Annotated in this window: 4 protein-coding genes and 2 pseudogenes; 4 read left to right on the top strand and 2 right to left on the bottom strand. The window is 40.2% G+C overall.

Translation table 11 applies throughout. The features are described from left to right. Positions 1 to 106: 106 nt before the first annotated feature. Positions 107 to 793: an LrgB family protein gene (locus HF322_RS11475; RefSeq protein WP_169393565.1), complete on the bottom strand. Its 687-nt coding sequence runs from the start codon at positions 791 to 793 to the stop codon at positions 107 to 109. 9 nt (positions 794 to 802) lie between these two features. After that, complete coding sequence (locus tag HF322_RS11470; RefSeq protein WP_223193278.1) at positions 803 to 1,198, bottom strand: CidA/LrgA family protein; 396 nt, start codon at positions 1,196 to 1,198, stop codon at positions 803 to 805. A gap of 231 nt (positions 1,199 to 1,429) precedes the next feature. Between HF322_RS11470 and HF322_RS11465 the strand changes: the two genes are divergently transcribed. The 4 genes and pseudogenes from HF322_RS11465 (at position 1,430) to HF322_RS11730 (ending at position 3,908) form a co-directional block, all read left to right on the top strand. Then, a complete protein-coding gene (locus HF322_RS11465; protein ID WP_169393563.1) occupies positions 1,430 to 2,320 on the top strand; it encodes a LysR family transcriptional regulator in 891 nt (296 codons plus the stop codon). Between the two features lie 9 nt (positions 2,321 to 2,329). After that, a pseudogene (locus HF322_RS11570) lies at positions 2,330 to 2,551 on the top strand (integrase core domain-containing protein); the annotation flags it as partial. Between the two features lie 251 nt (positions 2,552 to 2,802). Further along, the gene (locus tag HF322_RS11735; RefSeq protein ID WP_258192830.1) at positions 2,803 to 3,147 is read left to right on the top strand and encodes a transposase; all 345 of its coding nucleotides are present in this window, start codon (positions 2,803 to 2,805) and stop codon (positions 3,145 to 3,147) included. After that, positions 3,129 to 3,908: pseudogene (locus tag HF322_RS11730) on the top strand (IS256 family transposase). Before HF322_RS11735 ends, HF322_RS11730 begins: the two are co-directional and overlap by 19 nt. The last annotated feature ends 112 nt before the right edge of the window (positions 3,909 to 4,020 follow it).

Below are 4,020 nucleotides of genomic sequence, written 5' to 3'. Positions count from 1 at the left end.
CTGATGGCTTCTAATTTGAATTCTCGGGTATATTGATTGCGTTTGGTGGTCATACTATTTTCCTTCTTTGGGTTAGTATAAACCTCTTATGCGCTGTCCAAGTTTATTATGCCACTACACCATGTATTAATGAAGGGCCTAAGAATACCATAAACAATCCCGCTAAAATCATTGTTAAACTAGCTATAACGCCCTCGTCCTCATTGCGCTGACTTGCCCGGGCTGTACCAAAACCGTGTGATGCATTACCAAATGCGATTCCATTTGCAAGATGTGAGCGAATACGAAAAAAAGTCAAAATCATATCCCCTAAAATCATTCCCACCATCCCTGTGATCAAAGTAAACAATGAAACTAAAGAGGAAGATCCGTGGATTTTTTCAGATAAGTCTAACGCAAATGGTGTCGATATTGAACGGGCCATCAAGCTATAGGTCAAGGTCTTATCAAAATGGAACAAACCAGTGAATAGGTATATGCTTAAGACTCCCACCACCATCCCAACAGTTATAGAAGCAGTCAAAGCCAAAGCATGTTGACGTATTAAACGACGATATTCATAAATAGGTATAGCAAACGCAACCGTTGCGGGGGCAAGTAACTGCACAATCCAAGCTGTATCCTTCCAATAAGTATCATAAGAGATATTAAAGATAATCATTAATGAAAGCGTTATTACTGGAACCGTGATAGCTGGGTTTAGCCAAGATTTTCGACAGCGCACATAGATTACTTTAGCCATATAATAAGCAGCTAATGTCCAAATGAGACAAAGGATTGACCAGACATTCATTGTAAATCCTCACACATTATCATTATTTTTTAGGTTTAATTGGGCTTTATGAATCTGATGTCGATACAATCTACGTTGCAAACGGTGCACCATAATAAAAGTGAATGCTGAGCTTAACATCACCATCGCGGTACTTAAGATAATTGTCAGCATTAATTGCCAGCCCTTACTGATAAATAGCGCCTTGTATTGAAGTATTGACATCATAAGTGGGATAAACATTAATACTAATTCACCCAAAACAAATTTTGCCCCCAGTCTGACCCAGTTAACCTTGATAGCACCACTCATCAATAAGATCAGCATTAAAGATACTCCTAAGACGCCTGAGGATACGGGTAAATGCAATAACTCAACCAATATCGCAGCACAATACCAGACAGCTGCGATAATAGCGCATTGCATAAGGACATGAAGCCATGATTGGCCATAGAACCTTTGAAGTGCCAGTTTTGTTTTAGCTAAAAAACAGGAGGATAGACGAAGATTAAGATTACGCATAATAGTTGTTGTTTGTTAACTTGACACCTCTTATTATAAAAATACTATAGTCATAAATTATGAATTATATTTTTATTTTTATTCCCAATTTCTATAATAAATTTCATTATCCTTCCTAACCATGGTTTATTATTCATGATAACTTTGAAACAATTACGCTGCTTTGTGACAGTCGTAAAAACAGGTGGGTTTCTTCAAGCCAGTATTCAACTCAATCTAACCCAACCCACCGTTACCAAATCCATCAGTAACCTTGAAGAATATTTAGGCGTAGCTCTGTTTGATAAGCCGTTGACTCATAGAAAAAAGCGGCTAGTTAATTTAACGGAAATTGGCGAACACCTCTATATTCAAGCAGTGGATATCTTACAAAAGGCAGATAATCTTGAACAAACAGTAGTAGATTATCAGCAATTAATAGGTGGTAAGTTGCGTCTGGGGATTTCACCGTTAGGCAGTGAAATACTAAGCAAAGCTATTTTTAACTTTTACCAAATGCATCCTAGTATAGAAACCTCACTTATCGAAGATGGTGCTGAGTCACTTAAGCAGGCCCTTCTAGAGGGGCAACTTGATGTGGCAACATTGATGAAGCCGATTGACGATGATTTTGACTACTCGTCGATATGTTGCTATCCAGTGGTGGTCGTAGCAAATAAAAACCGTATGGGTAAGCGAAAAACCAAGGTAACACTTAAGTCACTATCAAATGCACCCCTAATTTTATTTACCTCCAATTCATCATTTACTCCAATGATTATAGAAAACTGTCAAGCACTAGGTTTTGAACCTAATATTATTTGCCAAACCAATCAGTGGCACTTGCTTCTTGACATGGTAAAACAGGATATGGGTGTGACTCTTTTGCCTCAATATTATACTCAAAAGTTGGATTTGACAGGATTAGTCTGCTTGCCACTAACCCAACCTCAGTTAAAATGGGAGCTTGTCATGGCTTGGCGTCGTCATCGCTTGCTTACACCAAGTATGCGAGCTTGGCTTGATAACATAAGAAAAAATATATAACCAGGCCTTGATAATGCTTTGGCTGAAACAGGGCATAGGTTATACAAAACAGAGGTGATTGAATATTTAAAAGCAGGTTGGCAAGGTTTAGCGAATGTACAGCTTGCGACATTGAATTGAGTAGATTGGTTCAATAAAAAGCGTATACACAGTGCATTGGGCTATGTATCGCCTTTTGAGTTTAAAGCAATGTACTATGATAAGCTTAACCTGTTAGGTCAAGTGGCTTAACTTAAATAAAAAGGTCTCAGACAAACCCGGTACAGTTCACTTTTACAAAAAACTAGAAGCACTAAACCTTTCGTTCGAAGACCTTACAGAACATAATTTAATAGACTCTAAGGTACACTTAAAGAAAATAATAGAGAAAGGTAAAATATATAGATTAACGGATACTGAGAAAACAGCAAAAGCATTCTACGTTCAGAGAGTTTCCCAAACTTTGTGTAACTGCTTATAATCCACTAACCGGAGAATAAGCAATGACAACTCAATCTGGCATTAAGAAACTAGCTGAACAAATGGCTGGTAGCATGAAAAGCTTCGATGACATCAAAGACTTCCAGAAGCAGCTCATGCAATCTTTTATCGACACTGCCCTTGGAGCTGAGATGGAAGATCATCTCGGCTATCCTAAGCATGAGAAAGCCGATAAACCTAATAAGCGCAATGGGCACACTAAAAAGACCGTCCGCAGTGACACAGGCGATCTTAAGATATCTACCCCAAGAGACCGCAATAGCAGCTTTGAGCCTGTGCTGGTCAGTAAGCATCAAACCCGTATCTCAGGTCTCGATGATAAAATCATATCGTCACTACAGGCATAGCCTTACGTCTTGCGCTTCGGGCAAGTGTCTCCCAGACACTTGCTTATCCTCGCTCATACGCCAAGGGTCAAACCACCACCGAGATTGTAGAGAGCATTAAAGAGCTCTACGATATCGACATCTCAAGCAGCTTGGTTTCAAGAGTCACCGATAACATATTAGACGACATCACCGCTTGGCAGAACCGTCCGCTGAGCAGTGTCTATCCTATCGTCTATTTGGACTGCATCGTCGTGAAGATACGTCAAGACAAGCAGATCATCAACAAGGCTATCTATCTGGCACTAGGCGTGGGACTTGATGGCAGAAAAGAGCTGCTTGGTATGTGGCTCTCAGAGCATGAAGGCGCTAAGTTCTGACTGGGTATTCTCACTGAACTACAAAACCGCGGGGTACAAGATATTCTCATTGCCTGTGTTGACGGCTTAAAAGGCTTCCCTGATGCCCTCAACACCGTCTACCCCAACGCTCAGGTTCAGCTGTGTATCGTGCATATGGTGCGCTATTCAATGAAGTTCGTACCGTGGACTGATAAGAAAGCCGTAGCGGCTGATTTAAAGGTTATCTACGGCGCTGATACGCTTGAGATAGCAGAGGCCAATCTTGAATCCTTCGACGCAACATGGGGTGATAAGTACCCGTATGTGGTTACCTCTTGGCGTAATAACTGGGAGGGCTTAACGGTGTTCTTTGGCTACCCTAAAGACATCAGAAAAGTGATTTATACCACCAATGCGATAGAGCCTTTAAAAAGTTTGTAGTGGTCAACTAATTTAGGACACCTGATAAGAGGTTTCGGTTAAAGTAGCGTTTCTCTTTTTCTAGCGGTGTTAAATAATCATTAAAACTGTGCGGTCTCACGATTTGATAGTA

It is taken from the genome of Psychrobacter sp. MF31 (genome assembly GCF_012847335.1).
Taxonomy (GTDB): domain Bacteria; phylum Pseudomonadota; class Gammaproteobacteria; order Pseudomonadales; family Moraxellaceae; genus Psychrobacter.
This window is presented reverse-complemented; position numbering and strand designations above follow the sequence as displayed.